A 22,394-nucleotide genomic window follows, 5' to 3' on the forward strand; every position below is an offset into this window, starting at 1 on the left:
TATCTGCATAATTCTTCATCAAAAAGCTGTGAAGTGTTTTAAAAAAAACGATGGTTTTATGAACAGGATAAGTGTATGCTTTTTTGCATTTTAATAATACATCTATCCTGGTTTTAAAAGACGACGCATTCATATTAGATAAATAATGGAATAAAACATGAATAAAGATTTTACCTTACGACTTGCTAGTGTTTCTGATTTTGATGCGCTCTTTGAAATTTATATGGATGAAAAAATTAATCTTTTCCTAAATTTTGAAATTATGGACAAAAAAACATTTAGAGAAATATTTGATGACCTGATGAGTAGTGGGAAAATGTATGTCTATGAATACAAAGAGAATATAGTAGCAACTTGCATCGTTATGAGACAGAAACGACGAGCTAATCATGTTGTTTCACTAGGAACATTAGCAACACATCCCAAATTTCAAGGGCAAGGTATCGGTACTCAATTTATGAAGGCATTAATTGAAAAAATTAAATTGGACGGCATAAAAAGGATTGATTTATGTGCCGAAGCTGATAACCCTATCGCACTGAATTTTTATAAGAAACTTGGATTCCAATTAGAAGGGATTTTAAAAAAATACTTTAAAAGACCTAAAGAACAACAATATATTGATGAGCATATGCTAGCACTAATTCTTGAATAGCGGATCGAGATCCAGCTTTTAAAAGGGGGCAATCTCAAGATTATTCTTAAAGATTTTTACTGAGAATTAACTGATTAAAAATTAAATATTCAAAAATTTATGAGGTTTTCGCATAGCCCCCTTAAATAGTTTTTATAAAAATCTATGGGATGCGCAAAGCGGTCATAGCCTTATATTATATGCTCTGCGGCTAAAGAAATTGCGCGTGAAGTTCATGTTTCTTTCAGAACAGTCGAAGGAATTATTTCTAAATTGATGGATTCTTTGGGATGTTCTTTAAAAAATGAATTATTATGAGATTTAATCTATCGCGATATTGGAATCACGTGATTCTTAAATTTAGCTGGAATTCTGAGTGATTTAACGAATAAAATATTCAAAATAAATATGCAATCTACTTATCGCAAGCAAAAGAAAAAAATGAAATTAACCACAAAAATACTCGATAAGGATGGTAATCCTGTAAAATTTTTCGTTGTAACGAAAGATGTTTATATGCATCAACATGAAATTATCGACTGCGAGGGAAAACAACTTGGTTATGTAACACTTGCTGAAGAGCGTTTAGGAGCACCGACCTATAAAAAATATCTCATTATTGGTCAATTGCATAATACTTCTCCCAATCAAGAATACAGAAATGTTGGAACTGCCCTGCATGAATTAGTATTTAGATTGAGTTTTTCAGAATACTTTCAAACCAATGGAAACATTATGGTAGATATCGGTTATCAATCCTTGCTTTTTCACTATGATTGTGGATTTCGTTTACATCCACAATACGTATTTGAATGGGATTGTTTGGGTGAAAAATTTTTAAATCATGAGCTATATGGTAAAGCTGCTTATGAAGAATGGCGCTTATCACATTCTGATCTATTGGAATCTGATAAACCTTCAGCCAATGATGTCTTGGCTTTTTATCATTTCTTGTATAAGGAAAATAATGATCAAACAAGACGCGCTTGTTTACGTAAGAAATTAGCAAAGCTGGGCGGTTTGTGTGGGTATTTATCCCAAGCTGTCGTCCCGCAGAAAAAAGAAGAATTTTCTATTGATATCGCACCAGTCAGCCAATCTTCTTCACCGAGTACATTGTTTTATTCAACGAACCCACAGGACACTAAGCTGAATAATAATGCTCATGCGCAATCCAGTTTTACAATGTAAATATTCTTTTTAAAAAAGCAAGTTAATTTAATTTAGCAAACCTATTTGGCAGCGAAAGCGTGACCAAGGCTACGGTTACTTACATCCATTAATATTTTAATTACACCATCCCCATTGATGCTTTTTCTTCTGGTTTAGCCTTTGGGTTTGTTGTAGTCTGTGAACCAAAAAGAGTTTGACCAGAAGCGTAGGTCTTTGAGCCCGTTTGGAAGATTCCGTAGGCCAATATCGTTCCTCCTACAGCATTCCCTGTTTCTTTCAATGTTTCCTTAGCAAAACGTTTCCACACTAGAGAATCCTTTAAGTTGTTAATCGTCCAAATTTTACACTTTTTAAGTTAAAAAAACAAGAAAAGCTCTTTTTTATGAGAACGCGTGGAGAATAATTTGGGCGCTAATTTTAAAGTAAAAATTAAGTATTTTAACAATCACAGAGTGTTCTGCTTCCCCCTTTCTTAACCTTTTTTGTCTAGCACAAAAGTTTATGCTCAAAGAGAGATCATATTTAATATTTTGTTAACAATTGCTTGATACGATTCCTCTTTCTAGCAGCAACATAAAGGGTACAAGCCATGCAAACTAAAACTGAGAAAAGCACTACTCAATCTCAACCTTCCGATAAAGCGATGTCGGAGATGACTTATAACGGGATTAATTGGTTGTCTCAAACTATGCTTACTTGTGGCGCTGTGGTCGCTTTCCAAAGTCCTATAAAAACATATCTAGTTAATGGGGTGACAGCCAAACCAGATTCTGTGGGTTCTATCGCAGCAATGGGAGGCATTAAAAGTTTATATCGCGGCGCAGCAGCACAAATGTACTCAGGATATTTAAGGACCGGTTACGTGACTGGTGCAAGAGAATTCAGACCATCTGAATCTGATCGAGATGTTGCAGGCATTACTCAGATTACACATAAGATGGGAATTACAATTGCAGCTGCTCTGGGAGATCTTGGAATTACACAAATTCCGGAATATATATCTACACTTAGAAAAGCAGGAAAAATAGTAGAACCCGAAAATAAGGAAGGCTTTTTTAGCAAAATGAAGGGAGTTATATTACGTAAAGAAAGTCCAGTCCAAGTCGAGAAATCGTTTAAATGGTATCGTAATTTTATTCCTTTAATGACGGGAGGCATCAGTCCACGATTTGCAGCTGGAACGATTAATTTTGGTTTACTGCTGAATGGCGGCGATCAATTTGGTAAAAGTTTACCCATTGAGAATGATTTTCTACGCTCTCTTGCTTCCGGAGCAATAAGTGGTGCAGTAGCTGGAATTACTACTACGCCCTTAGGAATGATAAAAGATCGTGTACAAGCTGAAGGAGTGGTGACCACTAACCCGGTTAATGGACATAAAAAACTAACAAATCAGTCCACTACGAAAGTTTTATCTGCATTCTGGAGTATGGCGACGGAAAACCCGAGAGCGTTTGTTAAAATGTTCGCGACTCAAGCCCCTTTACGCGGCCTTCAGTCCGGTGTCACCTTTGCAATTATTGAAGGAATGGATACTTTAACTAATGGTAAACCTTTCCAAAATATAATTCCAGAGGATTATCTCCCCGCTTCTGAAAGAAAAAATCGTAATACTTTCTTTCAAGCGCCTAAGAGTGAAGAAGTTACAGTAGAGGAAAATACCGCTACACCTAAGAATGGTTAATAAAAAAGCGCCTCAAAATTGGATGTGCCTCAGCTAATTAGTAACTTTGCAAAGTTCAGGTACATCCAAATTAAACTTCAAAGGTTAAACTCAATAGCAATTTATCTTGAAAAAAGAGATCAAATTAGAGGAGGTGGACGCCCCTCTATCAGAATGAAGAATAGCCATTTAAAGCTTCTTCAATTAACTTCGTTAACGATTGTGTTCCCTTACTCCAACAATTTTTCGGTTAAATAAATCGATTATCATCGCTAAGCAAAACCATCCTTCATCAATAAGAACGTAGATAGCTGCCCAAGCGATAGTTGCAGTATCGGATTAAACGGTTGTTTCAACCATTATCCCCTACCATAACCAAATACATTGTTTGAGAATATGCTCGCTTCCATTCCCAACTAGAGAAGCAACATTCCAAATATTCCATGGGCTTACAGTTAAAAATGTGTTAAAAATATGAACTATATGCGTTAATTGTTTTCTGATTTTAGGGTAATAAAGTTTAAGATTCCGTCTGCTGTTAAAAAAGTTTGCAACAAGCCTGACTAGAAAATGCAGCAGCCTATTTAGGGGAAAAAGAAAATGTAAAAGAAAAAATATGCTCGAGGCTTCAATGGCCTTAACTTAAAGTGACACCAAAGAGTGTTACCATTTCAGAGCAAAATACATCTCAGTTTATTCGTCATATTGCGTTCGTTTTGCAAGAAACGATCATGCCTTAAGGTTTTCTTAATAATTCAATAGTACTATATATGACCAATTTGTTGTTTTTTTATGTTGGCGCTCTACCATTTACAGGCCCAATTTTAACAGGCTGACATATGATGGACAGGAGTTCTACAATTCCTTATTCACTGATAAAGAACACAATTTCAATTAATCAAGAGGTGTATTATTAATGAAACGTAGTCAACCCCAACCACAATTAGCTGGAACTATTACCCCCTCAACTCAAACACGAGAAGGGAGCAATACTGGATCATCAATTGAGCAGCAACGTCAACAAGCACAATTAGAGAGAAAGGAAAAATATGAGCAGCAAAAAGCCCTTGCCTGTGCTAAACAACTGCTACAATCCTTATACAAACTCCAGAATAGTTTACAACTTAACCCATTGCCTACGAATAAACAAATTGATCTCTTTGAGTCTCAGGCAGAGCATAATCAATACCTTACATCGATTTTAGAACTAGATAGTGAATTGTCGCAATATTTGCAAAATTGGGCTGATTTAGACTTAGATCTAATTACGCCTATCGTCTCGTCTATGCTTAAATTATCCGGCAAGGATGACTCCTCCAGCACTAGCGTCATGGAAAAAGAACTAATGAAGATGGCTGCTACCATGACCCTTCTACAAAGCAAAATTAAAGAGTTAATCACAATCCATGTTGATAGAGATGAAGAGAGAAGAGCCCTTGATCGAGATATCATCGCCACTGCTAAAGTAGTGAATTATACTCTTCAGAGCATCCTAGACAAACTCAATCTGAGTGCCCCTGAAACAGCTGTCGAAAAAGAAAGACCTGCCCCAACTTTTACTGAACCAAAAAGTGAGCGCCAAGAAAATGACAATACGGCTCAAAATAATAATCTTCTAATGCTCCCTCCTGAGTTACAATTTGACATTTTAAAACGCCTATCTTTGCCAGAATTATTAGCAATGAGAGAATCCTCGAAGGATATGCGCGACTTAGCTGAGATCTATATTAATGATATTACCGATCCAAAGAATATCATTCGCTATCTTAGTCAGGCCAATGGTATCGACGGTCATCGATTTACAGCAGCATACCAGTGCACCAGCCAATATAGAGCCCTTAAAGAAAAGGTGTTGACCCATCAGCCTCTAACTGATCTAGAGACAATTTGTTATGCTTTAACTAGGGATATTAATCGGTTACCACCAAATTTATCTCGGGCGATGGCAGCTAGTAACCTGGATGAAACTACTACTAATCATTTAGAGCTGATTATTGCTGCCTCGAAGCAATTGCAGGCTATAAGTGAGCAGTGGAAAATTCTAGATACCGGCGAGCGCGCTAATAAGCAAAGGTATTTTCGCGAACATATAGACAACCTAAATAGTATGTTAACAGCAAATCACCCGCAACGTTTTGTAAACTTACTCGCAGGAGCCGATCTCAGTCGATTGAAGCTCAAAATGCTTGATTTATCCTATCTTAACTTGAGAAATGTAAAATTAAGCAATTCCTCGCTTTCTGGTGTCAACTTAACGGGAGCCTCTTTAATAGATGCTGATTTAAGCAATGCTAATTTACGCGATGCAGATCTCACAGATACCAACCTAGCTGGCGCAAATATAAGCCGAACACAACTTTCAGGTGTGAAACTCTACAAAGCAAAATTCTATCGAACTGATTTTGAATGGAGTACATTGCTAGGTACTCAATTAATGCCTGAAGGGGAACTAACCGATTTAAAAACCTTTAGTGCCCATCTTAAAAAATTTCAACAAGCAATAAAGCATCAAACTCCATTGAGCCAGCGTGCTTTACAGGAACAATTATTATACAACATTGCCCAACAAGTTAGGCGGTCAAGCGCTATGGACGATGTAAAGATGGCTTTTCTAGATGAGGCTATCGCCCTTATTATTCCTCATGATAAAGCAACTTGCTTACTCCCGTTCGAAAATGAGTGCATGAAACTTAAGCAAGCATTCCAACCAAAAAAATCAGCTAATATCTCAGTCCATCCTTCCAGACAAGAAGCGCGTGAGACTATTAAGGCCATTATGCAAAAAATTGCGTGGCTGGAAAGCGCTTCCTCTATACAAGCGTCTGCAAGCAGTCAGCTTACCCAGCCAGCTATTGAAATTCGTAAAGAATATCTTCGTTTATACGACCTTCTTGAGAAGTATCGTGATGATTTGAATTCTAGAGAGAAAGTCTCCGAAGCTTGGGGTATCAGCCCAGAACTATGGCATACCATCTATTTTATGTGTTTTTCAATATTATACAAACCTATTTGGATAGGGCCTAGCTTAGTGGATTCTCCCCCTACAGTGCAGGGTAATGAGAGGGATAAATGTTTTGCTAGTGAGGTTTATAACGCAGGGATTTTTCACATCGAAAAACTACAACACATTAAATTGGAAGACCTAGAAGATTACCTTTATCAAGAAGAAGACTTCTTCATTAGGGAAGAGGGAAAAGCAAAAGCCCATGCAAAACTGGGAGATCTGTTTATTACCTTTTACCCCGGGGGGCACGGCAGTTTTGCAGCAACAGTAGAAATTATTGATTTTGCCAATCGTAAACGTAAACTTGCTTTTGCTTTTAATACTAAATGCCCCAGTGATCTAGATTTTGAGGGCTATTTTCCTATAGATCCAATCCTATGTTATGAGTCACCATCGGCCGTACGCCGAGACTCAATACCCGCAGAATTTCTTACTCAAATGCGAGAAGCAATTGCTCTGAAAAAGCAATTTATTGAAAGGGTATTTGTTTCAGAAAGAGAAAACCGTGCGAGGAAAGTGGAAAAAAAATCGCTAGAAGTTTCATCTCATCAAAAACAAAGTCCAGGAATCGATTCAGCGGCAGTGGGTGGCAAAGCCGTAAAAGCTGCCCCAGGGATGCAGGCTACCCAATTAACTCCTAGTAAGACAGAAGCAACCGCTCGCTCAGCTATGCTTGCGTATTCATCTAGTCAATTGGCTAAAATTACCGGATTGAATCCACAGGCTGCCCCAACTATTTCCTACCCGAAGCGTAGTAATAGATCAACTTCGGCTACACTTCCTACTCCTTCTAGAGGCTCTTCTGCTTATGGCAGTAAATCATCTATGTTCCGTCCTCTTGCACCCCCATCCCAACCCGGGAATAGTAATAGACCAATTTTGGCTACTCCCCCTGCTCCTCCTTCCAGGGGATCTTCTGCTGGATATAATTCGTCTAGGCTCCACGCTCCTGCAGGAACGACATCCCCATCGAGGAGCAGTAATCAATTAACCGCTGTTACTCCTCGTCCAATTCCCTCTAGGGGCAGTTCCGTTGGGCATAATTCACATGGGCTCTATGCTCGTGTTCCCAATGTGGCTTTGCCAGGGCAACAGCCAGCAACTAGCCAAGCTAACCAATCTTCCTCTTTTAGACATCCTTCTGAATTCTAAGAGTAAAGGTTTTGGCCTATGGATAACAGGGCTAATGATGTTCACTGAACCTCATTAGTCCCACCTATTAGTCAGGTTCAAGTTATATTGACACGCAACTTTGGACCTCATTACTTTGACATAATTATTACTCATTGTTAAAATATCGAGCAATAATGTTATTTGTACGATATCTTAATTTAACTGGAGAAGTAAATATGCGTGGGAGAAGTCTTTTTTCAGAAAGAACACAAAAGCTTGAACATGTTGCATGGCCTGCGGGAGACAATTTAGTTGAGCAAGCCTATCAACTACTGCGCCACATTCCAGGAAGAACAAGCGATTCTGTTCAAAAAGGAACCTGTAAAAAAGTGCTTGAGGGATGGAAAAATAAAACACCTGAACAAATATTAGGTAAATATGTCAATGACTTACAAACTTGTAAACAATTGCTTAGAGATGATCGAGGATATGCTATAACATTGAAAGAGTATTATCCCAAAGAAGACTATGCTCATGTTATAGAAATTTATAATCTCCTAGATAATACTTATGAAAATTATGTTGCTGCTAGGAATAACTCTCAAAAACCGGAAGATAATCAAGACCAGCAACACTGCTCTTGTAATCCCTAGATTTCGTGTAAATGATAGGCTTTAGGTATTTTAAGGGAGATTAATAACCTGGCTCCAAAGCAGCCAGGTTATTAATCTACAACCTCTTATGCTCTGCTCATCTATCCGAGCGTTGGACTTGTATCCAAAGGAAGCTCTTCCTCTATTTCAGTATTTGATTCGTGGACTCTCAGCGCAACCAGAATTTTTTCTAATTCTTCAATGGCCTCAGCTAAACACCATTTTAGCCGATCGTCTCCTGAAAAAAACTGTAGCGCATAGCTTATTATTGGCGTATCGCTGAGCATTTCATTTTTGACTTTTAAGTGGTTAAGCAACGCCTCTACTAAGACACTCGTCTTTTCTTTTGGATAATTATCAAAGACAAAGTCTACTTCAGTTTTTAATTTATGAATCCAAACTTTTTGAGGACAGTCATAATCAAATAGCAGAGACGCGTTATATTTTTTTCTAATGGACAAAACCACTCCTGCGGCCTTATATAGAACAGTTAGATCTTTCACCATAGATTCTAATTCTGTATGAATCTCTAAAAGATTGGTTTTATTGACCCTTAGTACAGACTTTCTTAAAGCATTAATAAAATTTAACGGATGTTTTAAGTAGCACCGCTCCCCCGGGAGTAGGTAATTCTCAGGAAAATAAGCAAATAAAAGGGCTTCTAGCCTGCTAGGCAACAATAGAATAGCTGAATAAGTTTCGACTCGTTGAAGACAATCGTTTATTTTATTTTGCTCATTCAAAGCTAGGGCATCAATTAAATGAGTCAGTAACTCCGCGTAGCAGCGGTAGGCTTGCTGAAGAAAGCGAGGAATATTCACTCTTAAACGCTCGCCTTTAACTCCATCAAAAATGGTATATAGAAATGAGCAGGCTTGATCGATCTTCTTGGCCAACCTTTTGATTCTTTTTTGCTCGAAATTACAAAGAATAGCGCAACCGAGTTTTATTTCAAGTACGGGCCCATATAACTGACTTACTACTTTAGCAACTTCTATATCATCAAAGCCTTCAAAAACAGCCATATACTTTGCTCGATAAGCGTTTGCATCAAGAGCTGTGATAAGGATACTGCTGCTAGCGTTAGAGTTATCGGCAATTACTTTCTGCCCCAAAAGCTCTGCGATTTCATGAGGTGCTTTTTTATGATGTTCTTCGAATAGGGCCGTTATTCCTTCTTTTGTTAGAGCGTTTTGCCTCATCAAACGTCTAGAAGCAAGGATCACAAAGGCTCTATCATTTTCATTAAAGGCAATAGGATTAAAATAAGTATCCGGCTGATGACTAAATCCGTCCCGCTCAAATACACCGTTACCTAGACCACGACTAAGGTTGCATGAGCCTTTTACAGTATTTTGTATCCATCCAGCCTCATTTACACGACCACCAGCTTTGATAATCCTTTCTTTCTCATTTTTTTCTGCAGCTCTATGTCGAAACCTGTTCAAAACCAAAAATTGACTTACTTTATTTTCTTCATTTAATACAATAGCTATAGCAAAACAATCACCCAAATTAACTGTATAAACATTACAACCCAACAATGTCACACCAGATACAATAGCTCCACTCAGAAAATCTATCCTTAATTGACGGATACAATCCTGCAGTAAATCTACTGTAGAAGCTAAACTTTGCCGATGTGCTGCTGTTGAAATGGTTGGTAAGAGTGTAGATTGGAAAATACCTGCGCTAATACGACCTAATTTTGGATAGGTCAGGCCACGAAACTCTGCTATACCTATTCTACCCTCCACTGTCGCCAGGTAGGATAAATTCTCTAAAGATAAATCATCAGCAGTTTGTGGCGCCCTCTTTCCTGGCTCCTTAGGATCTGCGTAACTATGAATAGGAAAGAAACGAAATTCAGCTAATTTGCGCAATTCAGCTTTATAATCAACCGACTCTCTTGTTACTAAGTCCTGGTAAATTTCGGGATAATTGGCTCTGAGGCGCCATTGCCATTGAGCATTGTCCTTGCAATAAAAATTAAACCACTGACAAACTAAAGCCAGTCGCGCCAAATCTTCAATTGAGAAATAGAAAAAAATAGCTTGGATTAATTCGAGAGCTAACTCGCTCGAACCATCTTCATTGAACAACCACATACTCCTTTACCCTGACAAAAAGAACTTATGGTATCTTAATATTATATTAATTGCTCACAGTGTTTTTCATAAATATAGTTTGCCCTTTGCCCCCCCATTTGATAGCCAAGCTACTTGTAAAATCATGGATTCTGCGAGCAGGCTACAGGGATTCGATTAAACCATTAAAAGGTATCAGAGGAATTAAAGAAAGTAACTATAAATTAAGATGGTTATCAGAGTTAAAGGGGCACCTAATTTGATAAATTCGAAAAATCCAAAGCCTTTGACGCCGCGATTTTCACTATTTTGGATAATAATGATATTGCTCGCAGCGCCTAAAATCGATAAATTTCCCGAAATAGTACTGCCTATAGCAAGGGTTAATAATTGAGAATTGTCGTAAGAATGATGCGTCAATAGCGGTAAATATAAGGCTACTAATGGAACATTGGATATAAATTGGCTAAGTACGATGCTGAGAAGTAAGATGACCGCAGGATTCATAAAAGCGATATTGTAGTGATTAATGTTCCTTTGAAAAAATCCACTATCCCAAACACTTTGCATAAGGACAAAAGTACTGGCAAAAAAGATTAAGGTTCCCCAATCAAGCTTTTTTATAAAAAACCAGATTTGATGACTCAAGAAGAGCGGCAACGCCGCTAGGATTGCAATATAACTAAAATTAATTCTTAGCGGTGAATGAATGGAATCCAGCACAATTTTAGCAAGCACTAAAAAAACCATGATCATTAAACTTATTCTCACCAAAAGAACTGTGCGATGCTCAGAGATCGGAGTTGGAGTTACTTTTTCAAGGGGCGCATCTAAGGTTTCTTTGTACACTAAATAAATAAGAAAATAACAAATAAAAAGATTCAACAGTGTCGGAATAATCAGTGGTCGGATAAAATCAAGAAATGGGGAACTCATCTCACCTTTAACTGCTATTAGCAAATTTTGAGGATTCCCCACTGGGCTCATTGCGCTGCCAATAGTAATCGAGAACGCTAAAGCAAAAAGTAAAGGTTTGATTAATGGACGCTGTGATTTGCATAATTGCAAGATAAGGGGAGTTCCAATGATGGCAATGGTATCATTCATTAACAAAACGGTACTAAGACCCAATACAAAAATAATAATAACTAGAGCTTGTTTACCCGTGTGGCTGTAATAAAAAAGTCTATGAGTCAAATGTTCTAAATAACCACTTTCTTCAGCTGCTTGTGCAATTAAAAAAACACCAAATAAATAAATCATCACATTAGGTTCAATGGCCAAAATAGCCTGTAAGGGAGTTATTTGTTGGAATACAAGAGTAGCAAAAGCGCCCGTGGCCATAATTAGCCAAATGGGAATGCTCATTTTTCCCACTTGGCGAAATGCGATAGTCACTAAAGTAATTAAAAGAATAATAAGCGCTGCTGGCATTTATCTTAGGTATTGTGAATAGGGTTAAATGTAATTAAACACTGTCAAGCCCTGGATACGGGCGAAACTCTGTTGTGCTGCCTGTAAATAAACTTGCTGAAGATTCAATTTGACCGCTGCTTCTGCTAAATTGACATCTTCTAAAGTCGATAAGGTTTCTTGACTGATTTCGATCACATCCCCATTAATTTGATCAGCCACATCTAATTGATTTAAGCGAGCCCCGACTTGTGCACGAAAAGCAAGAATATTGCTTAATGCACTATCTAATTGGGCCAAGAGTTGATTGTTTTCTGTGAAAACTGCAGCCTTATCAGCCGCTGTTGAAAACGATCGATTAAAATTAGTCACCATACGCGCACCGGTAGAAAAGATTGACTCATTTTTAGAAGGATTAACAGCAAAAGCATCACCCACTTTTGGCAGACCATCGAAGGTCAATTGAATCCCATTAAAATTTATTGATCCCCCCTCTTGATAAAGCGGAGCATCATCAGGAAGGCCAGTAGGCGGAATAACTGGGCCAGTGCTTGCACCAGTAACCATCACTACCATCTGATTTAAACTATTTAAAACGAAATTCACGGTATAAATATCAGCAACATACGCGGCAGGATTTACCACCGAGCCGGTTGTGGCAGTTACTGTTCCTGTATTGGGAGTTGCCGTTTGAGTGACAGTAAAAGTACCATTTCCATTGATAATGCGCATAAAAATATCGCTGCCATTGTCATTCACCGGAACCTCTAATCCGCTACTGATCATTTGAAATCGTTGCGTTTGATCGCCATTATAAATGTACTGACCGGCATTTAAGCTAAAAGGCTGTGTCGATGTTTTGCTGCCACTAAAAAGATAATAGCCATTACTATCTTGCGCATTGCCCAAGTCTAATAATTGATTTAGAAGATTTTGCGCCTCTTCTGACATGGCGTTACGATCCGTCTCTGATAAAGCCGTATTTCCGGACTGAACTTGCAATTCACGCAGACGTTGAAGAACATTAATCACATTACTCATGACGCTCTCTTCAAAACTCAGTGCACTAACCGCCGACTCGCGATTTTTTTGCAAATTTTCTGTCGAATCGATACGTTGTTTCATCAATTCAATTTGCGCTGCACTGACTGGATCATCAGAAGGCGACTGGATTTTTTTCTGAGAAGAAAGCTGTTGTTGCAATCTCAGTGTTTCCGCTTGCTGGCTCAACACCCCATTTAAACCCTGCAAAAAAATTTGCGCTGTCGAAATTCGCATTTATCACCCCATTGCAGCAAATAAAACATCCATTATTTGACTTGAAACTGCCATGACTCGGCTCGCCGCCTGATAAGCTTGCTCGAAGCGTAATAAATTACTCGCTTCCTCATCCAAATTGACACCGCTTTTACTTTCGCGAAAATCAACCGCTTGTTGATGCAGAATCTCAGCAGCATCGCTACGAATTTTTGCTTGGTAAGTGACGCCACCAATACCCGTTATTAAATCAATATGCTTATCAAACAAAGTTTCTGTTCCACCATTAAAAATTTTATCTTGCTGCAGTGCGGCTAATAGCAAACCGTTGCGATTATCGCCAATACCACCAGTATTATATGAGGCAGAAAAGCTATCCCCAGTTTGGGGAATGCCTGACACGATCACTGAGTAAGAAGGATTTATCGAATCAGGAATCATCACTGTATTGTCTGTATTAGGTGTAAAGCTAAAAGGTCCCGTTGTTACAGAGTCAGTGACATTAACCAAGTTATATTGGGTGGGTGAGATAAATTGAATGCTATATTCTTTCCCTATCGGCGTATTGGTATTGAACACTTCGCCTAAAGCAATATTTCCCGTTCCCATATTATTCAGGGAAGTCTGAGTCCGCACTGGCGAAGCTAAAGCAATTTCAAGCGGGTCGTTAATATTTAATTGCAGATCGCGCGCAGCACCACGCGTTGGCATTAAAGTAAAACTGTCACCATTAGTTAAATTTGCTAGATTATCAACAGTGATTGTCATACCATCTAAAACGACTTGTCCCGCAGGCGGCGCTGGCGGCGAACTTGTCCAGTTTAGAGTGGTTGATTGGCCATCCGATTGGCGGATTATTCTTACTTGATTAGTTGCCGTATCACTCACTACAAGCTGATAGTCACTTATCATGGTTTGGCTAACGTCGGAAATAGCCACGGATAAAGCAGCAGTGCCTGTATTCGTGCTAGAAGATAAAGATCGGGCTATTTGCAAACTTGCTTGGTTATAATCAGTAAAATAAGCCTTACCAATTTGACCATTCATATCAACACCCAACTCATGCTGAGAGTTAAATCCTGTCGCAAAACCAATAGCTAATTGGCCTATTACCTGACTCGCATAACCCAGTACATTTTCTTCGAAATCTAATAAACCACCGATCATACCGGAATGCAGGTTCATGCTAACATCAATTTGTCCCTGGCCATTTGATAAGAAAATATGAGTGCCTAATTGGCCTGTTGCATTGATATTTACAGCTAAATCACGCTGTTCGCCACCAATTACTAACATTTCGCCATTACCAATAGCGACGTTCACACCGGCATCGCCTTGGTCAATAACTGTCACCTCAGTGTATTTTGCTAATTCTCGTAATAACTCATCGCGAGTATCAAGTAATTCAGGAGCACCCGGTGCTGCGGTGAGTTGTTGATTAATTTGAGCGATATTTGCAGTGATTTGATTAATTTGCCCCACCGCTTCTGCAATCTGAAGGCTGTTATTGCGCTGATATTCATCCAAACGAAGCTGTAAGGAACTAAATTGACTACTTAATAACTGACTTTGCTGCAACATCAGAGAGCGAGCAGCCAAATTATCAGGCGTTTCGTTTAACTGTCCCAGGGCATTAAAAAAGGTTTGCATGCTAGAGGAAAGGCTTGTCCCTTTTTCTGAAAGTAATTTATCAATTTGAATAGCCTGTTGATAAAAATAGTCATATTCAGACTTGAGTGTTAACGTTTCTCGCACTTGCTCGGTCGCAAAGCGATCGCTATTACGTCTTACATCAGAAATAATAACGCCACTTCCAATATAGGAGTTGCTGCCATAGCGTTGGGATGGCAATGGTGAGAATTGCGCCGTTTCACGGGTATAAGCTCTATTACTTGAATTCGCAATATTATTTCCTGTTACAGCAAGCGCTCGTTGAAATGCATTAAGACTTGTTGCAGCAATATTTAAAATTCCCGCCATGCTCCCTGCTCCTTATTAAACCCTGCTTTGTAAACAACTGGCAAATCCCCGTGGACAAGCCGCGGTACGTAGTGACCAGTCTATGCCTGTAAGTCTGACAAACCATTTCTCTGTAAAGCTTGTTGTAATTCATCGCCGTGGTAGATAGCTAAAATTTTAGAAGCGTATTGTGGATCTGTTGCATAACCTGCGCGATATAATTCATCGACATAGCGTTCAGGACTCTTCGTATTCGCTAAAGCATCTTCATAGCGACCGCTCTCTTTAATTAAAGAGACATAATCATTAAAACTATTTTCAATTGAAGGATATTTTCTAAATGAAGCGTTTACCTTGATTGGCGTATTAGCAATATACTCCGTTGTTTTTATTTGTACTGCATCAGTGGTATTGTTGCTTGCTTTTATATTAAAAAGATTGTTAGAACTACTGCCGTCAGCATCTTTAGCAATATAATGTCCCCAGCCTGTTTCCAAAGCGGCTTGGGCAAGGAGAATTTTAGGATCTAAACCTAAAACACTGGCCGCTTCTCTCGCATAGGGCCAGGCTGAACGTACAAAATCATCTATCTGGGGATTTGGGGCCGTTTCTTTGATCGATATTGGCTCTCGTGCAGCCGTACGTGCAGCAAGCAGTGATTGCTCCAGTTTCGGTTGAGACGCATTCAGCTCATGCAGCGGCTTAGCGCTTGGCATAAGATTAGACTCCGTGGCGGGTATTTTAGGTTGCGTTTCTGGTTTGGCTAATTGTTTGGCCAACATTGTTGCTAAACCAATTCCCTTGCCTTGAGTGATACTAGTCGCATATTGCGCATCGAGCATCTCTTGGAACATCTCTTCACTTCGCCCCCTAAAAAGGCTCGTTTCTTCAAGAAAATGTTGCCCCATGCGCATACTTTTTAACATGGATTGCAAAAAAATCGCTTCAAATTGCTTAGAAACCTCAGGCAAAGCCTCATTAGGGTCTTTTTGAGCTTTCATTTTTAAATCGCTTAAACCTTGGAAATCACTTAAAGCTATTCCTTCAATTGCCATTTTAGATACCTATTAAATAGTGATTATTGTTGCATTCAATGCACCTGCTTGTTTTAAAGCTTCAAGTATAGCAACCAAATCGGCTGGAGTTGCACCCACTGCATTAATTGCTCTGACAATATCTTTTAATGAAGGCTTAGGCGCAAATAAAAAGGTATGATTCTCCTTTTCCTGAACTTGTATTTGCGAGTCAGGAACAACCACCGTTCTTCCATTAGCAAAGGGATTTGGTTGAGAAACTTGAGGGTTTTCACTGATCGAAACGATCAAATTACCGTGAGATACTGCTGTAGGTTTCACATGAACCAGTTGTCCCATAACAACAGTCCCTGTCCTTGGATTGATGATTATTTTAGCCTCAGCTTCCCCAGGAGTAAATTCAATATTTTCCAATACGGATACGTACTCCACACGATTAGACATTAATTTAGGCGCAGTCACCCGAACAGAAGTAGCATCAATTGCTCTAGCAGTTCCTGGCCCCATCATTTCATTAATGGCATCTGTCATACGTCTTGCTGTTGTAAAATCGGGAGCATGTAAATTATAAATAAGATTTCGAGAAACATAGAAGGGGTTAGGAATATCCGCTTCAATTGTCGCTCCATTAGGAATTCTTCCGCCACTGGGAACGTTCACTGTGACATTCGAACCATCGTTGCCTGACACTGAAAGCGCATCAACGATAATATTTCCTTGAGCCATAGCATAGACACGACCGTCAGCTCCCTTTAAGGGAGTCATTAATAAAGTTCCGCCTCTTAAGCTTTTCGAGTCGCCAATGGATGAGATATTTATATCCATTGTTTGCCCTTTCTTCATAAAAGAACTCAGGTTCGCGGTGACCATCACTGCAGCAATATTTTTGGAGTTAAGTTTCGTTCCAGGAGGGATATTAATACCCAATTGGATCAACATATTGGCAAAACTTTCTTCTGTAAAGCGAGTACCCGTTCTATCTCCAGTACCATCCAACCCTACCATCAGGCCATAGCCCACCAATTGGTTGGTCCTTACGCCGGCGAGGGTTGCTACATCCTTAATGCGTTCAGCCCAGACTGACGCCGTCAAGCTGCTGATAAGAATAGCAATAAGGGCTAAATAAAATTTACGCATTCATTCATCCATCAATTAGGTTGGGTATATTGGTCCCCAAATAAAGCGAGAGAACCATCCCTGGGCATTCATATTGTTCAACTCCCCAACACCACCATACGCGATTCTTGCATTCGCAATTCGATCCGAGACGATGGTATTATCTGGCTTAATATCTTGTGGTCTAATAATTCCTGAAAGTCTTATGTATTCATCGCCCTGATTGATTTTATACCACTTCTCACCTTGAACCATCATATTGCCATTTGGCAGAACTTTAGAGACGGTTAAAGAGATACTGCCGAATAATTTATTATTTTGAATTTCTTGTCCTGTGCCATCAAATTGACGCCTTGAATCCATATCAAAGTCAAAGCTATAACCTCCAAACATGGAAATAGGACGACCAAAGAAGGCTTTATTCGTCATTTTGATCGTGTCATTTTTTTGGCCTCGGGTACTTGCTTTCTTTTGTGCATCTGTTTTTTCAAGCAAAATTACGGTGATTATATCGCCCACATGCCTTGCCCGCGGTGTTTCGAAAAGAGGCAATGCCGTTTCTGCATTATAAATAGCACCATTTACATGACGTATTTGCTTAGGATCAGGAGACGCCGGATAAGTCGGGCCGTATTCTGGGTGCGTACCCGGAAATGGGGGATTCAAGGCATCGCAGCCACTTAAGGTTGAAATAATGAATACACCCAATACTCGGCGAAAATTAGTCATTGGCCTTACTCAATTACAAGGTTTGGTTTAGATACTGCAACATGTTATCAACGGTCTGTATTCCTTTAGCATTGATTTCATAGCTGCGTTGAGCTTGAATCATATTTACTAACTCTTCGACCACATTGACGTTGGAAGCTTCTAATGAACCTTGTAAAAGCGTCCCTAGACCTATATTTCCAGGGTTATCAGTTTGTACCGGACCACTTGCCACTGTTTGAAGAAATAAATTTTGCCCCATAGGCTGGAGTCCCGCCGGGTTAATAAAGGTATTAAGCTGAATTATTCCTAACTGTGTAGGGGTGTTATTTCCGGCCGTCAACACGTTGACTGTGCCATCTTGGCCGATAGTAATGTTGAGCGCTTGTTGCGGGATAGTAATGGGAGGTTGAACCACAAAACCGCCTGGAGTAACCAATTGGCCTTGAGAGTTAACCTGAAAAGTACCATCTCTCGTATAAGCTTGGGTTCCATCAGGAAGTAGTACCTGGAAAAAACCGCTTCCTTGAATGGCCACATCTAATGGGTTTTGAGTATTGAGTATCCCCCCTTCGCTAAATATCTTTTGCGTTGAAACGAGATGGACCCCGCTACCCATGTTTAATCCCGTAGGTATTTCAGTAGTTTGAGTCGACTGGGCTCCGGCTTGAGTTAAATTTTGATAAATCAAATCTTCAAATGTGGCTCTCGATTTCTTAAATCCAGTGGTGTTAACGTTCGCCAAATTATTCGCAATATTCGCTATTTGTTTATCTTGTGCATCCAATCCCGTTTTACTGACCCATAACGCTGGTTCCATAGCTTTCCTTATCCCTAATTAAAAATGAAAACTCATAGCTGCAAAAGCTGTGCCAATTTTTGCGCATTGCTATCTACAGCCCCAATTACTCTCATTCTTGCATTAAAATCCTGACCCGAATTTATCATAGATATCATTTGTTCTACAGGGCTTACGTTCGAACCTTCCAGGGCACCTTTAACAACCCTAATAGAAGCGTCAGAAGGTACGGTTCCAGCTCGGTTTAACTTCATCAAACCATCTACGTCTTTATGGATCTGTTCAGGTTTCAATTTAACCAGTTTTAAGCGATCTAATACAACCACTTCGCTAGGGGGGCCATCAAAGGGAACAATCGAGATCGTTCCATCGGTTCCTATCTCTATCCGTTGTGCTGGGGGTATAGAAATGGGTCCGCCATCGCCAATGACAGGTCTATTGCCCCCGGTTACTAGCATACCATTTTCAGTGACTCGAAAATCGCCTGCTTTGGTAAAAGCCTCTTTGCCTTTAGTATCTTGTACTACAAACCAACCATTACCTAGAACTGCCACATCTAAATCTCTACCAGTCGTCAGCAAGGGGCCATCGGAAAAATCTGTACCTGCTGGCTGGGTTACCGCAAAAGCCTGGCTGGATTGTACGGATCCAGTAACATATAAAGATTGGGCTTGAAATAAGTCGGCTTTGAATCCCGGTGAATTAATGTTAGCCATATTATGGCCAAGTATATTTTGACGATAAAAGTCAAGCTGCGAAGCATTCATTGAATTATATAAAACTGGATCCATTTTTAAGCTCCTAACTCATTAGCCAATATTTATAATAGTTTGAGTGATTGTATCGCCAGCCCTGATTGTTTGCGCATTGGCCTGAAAATAACGCTGCGCTGTAATAAGATTGACTAATTCACTCGTCAAATCAACGTTTGAATCTTCAAGTGCACCTGACTGAATCAACCCCAAACTTGCAGTACCCGGATTACCTACCAAAGCTTGCCCTGAGGAAGAGGTCTCACCCCAGGTAGTATTGCCAAGCGGCTGCAGGCCATTGAGATTGGGAAAATTGGCGAGCTGCACCTGTCCCATAATTTGAGATTGCCCATTGGTATAGCGACCAAACAATACACCATCTTGATCAATAGACACACTATTTAATTGCCCTGTGGTATAGCCATTTTGTGTGCTTGATTGCACTGCAAAAGGACTACCGAATTGAGTACTATTAGATAAATCGACAGTAAAGTTCAATGGATTTGCGCCATTGGTTAAGGCCAATGTTAAAGGTACTGCATTATTAGCAAGCGGCGTATTGGTTGTATCTGCTGCCCCCGAAAAACTTCCATCGCTATTAAAATTAATGCGATATAGGTTAGCACTGTTTGTAGTGCCTACGTTGGCGGGCACGTTTTGGTTATCAATTTGGAAAGCGACATACCATTGGTTATTAGTACCGGCTGGTGCAGACGCATTCGGTGCTCCGGCAGGAGCAGTTGCATCAGCACGAATAAAATACATGGATAACACATGGGAATTACCTAAACTATCGTAGATAGTGGATGAAGTCACATTGTTATAAGTATCACTGGCAGGAGTAGCACCACCTGCCCAGGCCACAGTGGGTGGAGTACTGTTAGCATATAAATTTACGCCAGTAGTAACCGTTGACGTGGCAAGCGGATTAATATTGGCAGTGTTAAGTTGTAAATTCCCCGTAACACTACCCACCGTCCCATTCGCATTGGGCAACAAACCCGTTAAATTTTGGTTAAAACTATTAACAAGAAATCCTTGATTATCAATAGAGAAAGCACCTGCTCTCGTATAAACTGGCGCCCCATTATCACTTAAAACAAAAAATCCGCTACCGTTAATCGCCAGGTCCAGACTATTATTGGTAAAGCTTAAATTGCCCTGCCCGAAAGTCTGCTGCACACCGGCTAGATTAACTCCATCCCCAATGGTATTAGCACTACCGAAAAAACTATTGGCATAGACATCTGCAAACAATGCACGTGAGCTTTTAAAACCGGTTGTTGATGAATTGGCTATATTATTACCAACTACGCCTAAATCACTGGTTGCAGCTTGCAGTCCACTAAGTCCTGTACCAAATATTGTCATGTTGCCTCCTGCATGAATAAGGTTCTGTTAGTTTCTTATTTTTCCCTAACAGAGATATCCCTAGTTTGTAATCTGTTTAACGTCATTTAGTGATACAGTACCCACTCCTGCTACATTTAATTTAACACCCTCACCATTTTGGCCCAGGCTGACACTGTCGACATTAGCTGCAGTCATTGCTTTTAAGGCCACCTCCTTTCCAGAATAAATGCCATTTACTTTGATTGAATACCTCCCCGCAGGCATATGTTCGCCTTTTTGATTCAGGCCATCCCAGGAAAAACTATGAAAACCTGCGCCATGCTGACCGAGAGGAATTTTGCGAACTAAGTCCCCTGACTCTGAATACACAGAAGCCATTAAATTATCTACCGAGGCCGGCAGCTCGACTGCAGCCTTAGCTTCGCCTTGTTCGAGATTGAAACTGTCACTATCTACTAACACTTTGCGGCCAACTAAAGAAGAGGCTTGCAATGCTTGGTTAGATTGTAAGGAAGAAGCCAATTGTTGGATAGATTCCTGCATTTTACTAATCCCATCATTTGTACTAAATTGAGCTAATTGACCTAAAAAATCACCATTGGTTTTAGGCTCCAAAGGATCTTGGTTTTGTGCCTGAGCAACCATTAGTTTTAAAAAATCTTTCTGCCCTAAATTTTTAGCCGGGCCAGCGCCCATTTGTCCCAAAGTTGAATTAGCACTACTGACTGCATCCACTGTCATAATTTGCTCCTTACTCACCTAACTGAAGTGTTCTTTGTATTAATTGTTTTGTGGTATTAAGCACACTAACACCCATTTCATACGCTCTCGAAGAAGAGATGATATTTGCCATTTCCTCTACAGAATTAATGTTTGGCGCATAAACAAAACCATCTTGATCAGCGAGGGGATGATTAGGTTCAAAGCGCTTAACAGCTTCAGTAGTCGCTTCATAAACACCTGATAAAGCAACACCAGCTTTCGTTTGACCATCCATCCATTGCTGAGCTTCCTCTTGTACCGCAGTAAAAATTGGATATTGTGCACGATAAACTTCACCGGCACTGCCTGTGACTACATCGGCATTACTCATATTAGAAGCACTGGTTTTTAATCGTGCTGTTTCAGCGACAAGTGCCGAGCCAGAAATATCGAATATATTATTTAATGACATTTTTATTCACCTTTCAGAGCAGTCATCATTGATTTAATCTTATTATCTAGAAAAGTTAAGCTAGCCTGATAATCAACAGCATTTTTAGTAAATGCGGTTGTTTCTAGATCTTTATCCACGGTATTTCCATCAAGTGTCATATGACTAGGCATACGGTATTTGAGTTGCCCCTCAAACTTGCTTTGACCCTTAATATGGTTGGGGGCATCAGTTGCCAATTGCTGTGAAGAAGAGGACATGGCTTGTCCTAGTGCCTCATTAAAATCAATATCTCTAGATTTATAATTCGGGGTATTGAGGTTTGCCAAATTATTCGCAAGTTGTGAAGTACGCTGATCACGCAAAATTAATGCTTTGGCATGGATACCAAGATAACTATCTAAATCGAAAGCCATTTTTACTCCCTGTTTAAACGACCTTAGCAACAAAGCAAATGTTGTGCCAATTTGCTTTGAAATTTTAATTATTCTTACCCTTAGCATCAAATCTAAGCTAAAATAGC

Annotated in this window: 19 protein-coding genes; 5 read left to right on the top strand and 14 right to left on the bottom strand. The window is 39.6% G+C overall.

Annotated features, from left to right (window positions below):
• The first annotated feature begins 157 nt into the window (after positions 1–157).
• The gene (locus tag Lnau_RS08955; protein ID WP_058504763.1) at positions 158–655 is read left to right on the top strand and encodes a GNAT family N-acetyltransferase; all 498 of its coding nucleotides are present in this window, start codon (positions 158–160) and stop codon (positions 653–655) included.
• Positions 656–1,075: 420 nt separating this feature from the next.
• Positions 1,076–1,825 (top strand): hypothetical protein, encoded by a 750-nt coding sequence (locus Lnau_RS08960; protein ID WP_058504764.1) that lies wholly within the window; start codon positions 1,076–1,078, stop codon positions 1,823–1,825.
• A 100-nt stretch (positions 1,826–1,925) separates the two neighbouring features.
• On the opposite strand, the gene Lnau_RS08965 is transcribed toward Lnau_RS08960, so the two are convergent.
• Positions 1,926–2,114 (bottom strand): hypothetical protein, encoded by a 189-nt coding sequence (locus tag Lnau_RS08965; protein ID WP_058504765.1) that lies wholly within the window; start codon positions 2,112–2,114, stop codon positions 1,926–1,928.
• 282 nt (positions 2,115–2,396) lie between these two features.
• Between Lnau_RS08965 and Lnau_RS08970 the strand changes: the two genes are divergently transcribed.
• The 3 genes from Lnau_RS08970 to Lnau_RS08980 all read left to right on the top strand — a co-directional run bounded on the left by Lnau_RS08970 (position 2,397) and on the right by Lnau_RS08980 (position 8,240).
• Complete coding sequence (locus Lnau_RS08970) at positions 2,397–3,491, top strand: MC/SLC25 family protein (RefSeq protein ID WP_058504766.1); 1,095 nt, start codon at positions 2,397–2,399, stop codon at positions 3,489–3,491.
• Positions 3,492–4,386: 895 nt separating this feature from the next.
• The gene (locus tag Lnau_RS08975) at positions 4,387–7,626 is read left to right on the top strand and encodes a pentapeptide repeat-containing protein (RefSeq protein ID WP_058504767.1); all 3,240 of its coding nucleotides are present in this window, start codon (positions 4,387–4,389) and stop codon (positions 7,624–7,626) included.
• 197 nt (positions 7,627–7,823) lie between these two features.
• Entirely contained in the window at positions 7,824–8,240 is a 417-nt protein-coding gene (locus tag Lnau_RS08980; protein WP_058504768.1) for a hypothetical protein, read from the top strand.
• A 101-nt stretch (positions 8,241–8,341) separates the two neighbouring features.
• On the opposite strand, the gene Lnau_RS08985 is transcribed toward Lnau_RS08980, so the two are convergent.
• From Lnau_RS08985 to flgB, 13 genes are all read right to left on the bottom strand, one after another.
• On the bottom strand, positions 8,342–10,348 hold the full coding sequence (locus tag Lnau_RS08985) for a hypothetical protein (protein ID WP_058504769.1): 2,007 nt from the start codon (positions 10,346–10,348) through the stop codon (positions 8,342–8,344).
• A gap of 183 nt (positions 10,349–10,531) precedes the next feature.
• The gene (locus Lnau_RS08990) at positions 10,532–11,761 is read right to left on the bottom strand and encodes an anion transporter (protein WP_058504770.1); all 1,230 of its coding nucleotides are present in this window, start codon (positions 11,759–11,761) and stop codon (positions 10,532–10,534) included.
• 24 nt (positions 11,762–11,785) lie between these two features.
• On the bottom strand, positions 11,786–13,018 hold the full coding sequence (gene flgL, locus Lnau_RS08995) for a flagellar hook-associated protein FlgL (RefSeq protein WP_058504771.1): 1,233 nt from the start codon (positions 13,016–13,018) through the stop codon (positions 11,786–11,788).
• A gap of 3 nt (positions 13,019–13,021) precedes the next feature.
• Positions 13,022–14,977, bottom strand: coding sequence for a flagellar hook-associated protein FlgK (flgK, locus tag Lnau_RS09000; protein ID WP_058504772.1), 1,956 nt, complete (start codon positions 14,975–14,977; stop codon positions 13,022–13,024).
• Positions 14,978–15,057: 80 nt separating this feature from the next.
• The gene (gene flgJ / locus Lnau_RS09005; protein WP_058504773.1) at positions 15,058–16,011 is read right to left on the bottom strand and encodes a flagellar assembly peptidoglycan hydrolase FlgJ; all 954 of its coding nucleotides are present in this window, start codon (positions 16,009–16,011) and stop codon (positions 15,058–15,060) included.
• A gap of 12 nt (positions 16,012–16,023) precedes the next feature.
• Positions 16,024–17,127, bottom strand: coding sequence for a flagellar basal body P-ring protein FlgI (locus Lnau_RS09010; protein WP_058504774.1), 1,104 nt, complete (start codon positions 17,125–17,127; stop codon positions 16,024–16,026).
• Between the two features lie 15 nt (positions 17,128–17,142).
• Complete coding sequence (locus tag Lnau_RS09015) at positions 17,143–17,835, bottom strand: flagellar basal body L-ring protein FlgH (RefSeq protein ID WP_058504775.1); 693 nt, start codon at positions 17,833–17,835, stop codon at positions 17,143–17,145.
• 13 nt (positions 17,836–17,848) lie between these two features.
• On the bottom strand, positions 17,849–18,634 hold the full coding sequence (flgG, locus tag Lnau_RS09020; protein WP_058504776.1) for a flagellar basal-body rod protein FlgG: 786 nt from the start codon (positions 18,632–18,634) through the stop codon (positions 17,849–17,851).
• Positions 18,635–18,666: 32 nt separating this feature from the next.
• Positions 18,667–19,404 carry a flagellar basal body rod protein FlgF gene (locus Lnau_RS09025; RefSeq protein WP_058504777.1) on the bottom strand — a complete coding sequence of 246 codons (738 nt, stop codon included), beginning with the start codon at positions 19,402–19,404 and terminating at the stop codon, positions 18,667–18,669.
• A gap of 18 nt (positions 19,405–19,422) precedes the next feature.
• On the bottom strand, positions 19,423–20,736 hold the full coding sequence (flgE, locus tag Lnau_RS09030; RefSeq protein ID WP_058504778.1) for a flagellar hook protein FlgE: 1,314 nt from the start codon (positions 20,734–20,736) through the stop codon (positions 19,423–19,425).
• A gap of 60 nt (positions 20,737–20,796) precedes the next feature.
• Positions 20,797–21,459, bottom strand: coding sequence for a flagellar hook assembly protein FlgD (locus Lnau_RS09035; protein ID WP_058504779.1), 663 nt, complete (start codon positions 21,457–21,459; stop codon positions 20,797–20,799).
• Positions 21,460–21,469: 10 nt separating this feature from the next.
• Positions 21,470–21,892: a flagellar basal body rod protein FlgC gene (gene flgC / locus Lnau_RS09040; RefSeq protein ID WP_058504780.1), complete on the bottom strand. Its 423-nt coding sequence runs from the start codon at positions 21,890–21,892 to the stop codon at positions 21,470–21,472.
• 2 nt (positions 21,893–21,894) lie between these two features.
• Positions 21,895–22,287 (bottom strand): flagellar basal body rod protein FlgB, encoded by a 393-nt coding sequence (gene flgB, locus Lnau_RS09045; RefSeq protein WP_058504781.1) that lies wholly within the window; start codon positions 22,285–22,287, stop codon positions 21,895–21,897.
• Positions 22,288–22,394: the final 107 nt, after the last annotated feature.

This window comes from Legionella nautarum (assembly GCF_001467895.1).
Taxonomy (GTDB): domain Bacteria; phylum Pseudomonadota; class Gammaproteobacteria; order Legionellales; family Legionellaceae; genus Tatlockia; species Tatlockia nautarum.

Bases quoted from the DNA above. Each gene is read 5' to 3' on its own strand.
- Lnau_RS08955 (WP_058504763.1), top strand. From the start codon at position 158: ATGAATAAAGATTTTACCTTACGACTTGCTAGTGTTTCTGATTTTGAT.
- Lnau_RS08960 (WP_058504764.1), top strand. From the start codon at position 1,076: ATGAAATTAACCACAAAAATACTCGATAAGGATGGTAATCCTGTAAAA.
- Lnau_RS08970 (WP_058504766.1), top strand. From the start codon at position 2,397: ATGCAAACTAAAACTGAGAAAAGCACTACTCAATCTCAACCTTCCGAT.
- Lnau_RS08975 (WP_058504767.1), top strand. From the start codon at position 4,387: ATGAAACGTAGTCAACCCCAACCACAATTAGCTGGAACTATTACCCCC.
- Lnau_RS08980 (WP_058504768.1), top strand. From the start codon at position 7,824: ATGCGTGGGAGAAGTCTTTTTTCAGAAAGAACACAAAAGCTTGAACAT.
- Lnau_RS08985 (WP_058504769.1), bottom strand. From the start codon at position 10,348: ATGTGGTTGTTCAATGAAGATGGTTCGAGCGAGTTAGCTCTCGAATTA.
- Lnau_RS08990 (WP_058504770.1), bottom strand. From the start codon at position 11,761: ATGCCAGCAGCGCTTATTATTCTTTTAATTACTTTAGTGACTATCGCA.
- flgL (WP_058504771.1), bottom strand. From the start codon at position 13,018: ATGCGAATTTCGACAGCGCAAATTTTTTTGCAGGGTTTAAATGGGGTG.
- flgK (WP_058504772.1), bottom strand. From the start codon at position 14,977: ATGGCGGGAATTTTAAATATTGCTGCAACAAGTCTTAATGCATTTCAA.
- flgJ (WP_058504773.1), bottom strand. From the start codon at position 16,011: ATGGCAATTGAAGGAATAGCTTTAAGTGATTTCCAAGGTTTAAGCGAT.
- Lnau_RS09010 (WP_058504774.1), bottom strand. From the start codon at position 17,127: ATGCGTAAATTTTATTTAGCCCTTATTGCTATTCTTATCAGCAGCTTG.
- Lnau_RS09015 (WP_058504775.1), bottom strand. From the start codon at position 17,835: ATGACTAATTTTCGCCGAGTATTGGGTGTATTCATTATTTCAACCTTA.
- flgG (WP_058504776.1), bottom strand. From the start codon at position 18,634: ATGGAACCAGCGTTATGGGTCAGTAAAACGGGATTGGATGCACAAGAT.
- Lnau_RS09025 (WP_058504777.1), bottom strand. From the start codon at position 19,404: ATGGATCCAGTTTTATATAATTCAATGAATGCTTCGCAGCTTGACTTT.
- flgE (WP_058504778.1), bottom strand. From the start codon at position 20,736: ATGACAATATTTGGTACAGGACTTAGTGGACTGCAAGCTGCAACCAGT.
- Lnau_RS09035 (WP_058504779.1), bottom strand. From the start codon at position 21,459: ATGACAGTGGATGCAGTCAGTAGTGCTAATTCAACTTTGGGACAAATG.
- flgC (WP_058504780.1), bottom strand. From the start codon at position 21,892: ATGTCATTAAATAATATATTCGATATTTCTGGCTCGGCACTTGTCGCT.
- flgB (WP_058504781.1), bottom strand. From the start codon at position 22,287: ATGGCTTTCGATTTAGATAGTTATCTTGGTATCCATGCCAAAGCATTA.